Annotated in this window: 1 protein-coding gene; it reads left to right on the top strand. The window is 43.3% G+C overall.

The window, feature by feature from the left end; all coding sequences use genetic code 11:
• Positions 1 to 173 precede the first annotated feature (173 nt).
• Positions 174 to 820, top strand: a 647-nt coding sequence (gene ywtE, locus ACWHAR_RS25520) for a 5-amino-6-(5-phospho-D-ribitylamino)uracil phosphatase YwtE (RefSeq protein ID WP_452088240.1), incomplete at its 3' end; no start/stop codon positions are given.

Raw genomic sequence — 820 nt, 5'->3', positions numbered from 1 at the left:
AACGATTTAGGTGTATAATGAACGGGATGGCGATTACGCCATCCCGTTTTACATATTTCCTTGTTGAAAATTATCAAAGTAACGTTTAGCCTTAATTTATATGGATTATGTTTCACAGGCAAGCTGAACATACTACACGAAGCAGCTTCATTTTTAAGGAGGTTCCCCTACATATGAAATGTATTGCGATTGATCTAGACGGAACATTACTGAATAAAGAAAGCGTCATTTCTGCGGAAAACAGAGAGGCGATCAAGCGGGCCGTTGATGCCGGCATCCTCGTCACCATTTGCACGGGAAGAGCGACATTTGATGTAAAAGCGCTGCTGGATGACTTGGACATCCCTATCATTGCAGCTAATGGCGGTACGATCCACGACACGGGTTACCGTTTGATCAGCCGGACATTAATGGATCAGGAAGCCGGTAAAGCGATTGCTGATTACTTACTTTCAAAAAACATTTACTTTGAGGTATATACAGATGACCATCTGCTATCTCCTTTTGACGGCGAAGCTAAGCTGCACGCGGAGCTTGACATTCTAAAGAGCGCAAACCCAAACAAGCAGACGGATGACTTGTGGCAAGGAGCCATGACTCAATTCAAACAGTTTGGCATTAAACCAATTCCTCATATCGAATCGGTTTTTGACGGCGGTGAAAACATTTATAAGCTTCTTTGCTTCTCCTTTGATATGGACAAGCTGAAACAAGCGAAGGAAGAACTGAAGCATCATAAAAAACTGGCGCAAACCTCTTCAGGAAAACATATTATCGAAATCCTGCCGGCCTCGTCAGGAAAAGGACGCGCGTTAACAAA

This window comes from Bacillus sp. LR--39 (assembly GCF_053613335.1).
The sequence above is the reverse complement of the archived record's forward strand: the minus strand, read 5'-3'. Positions and strand labels throughout refer to the sequence as shown.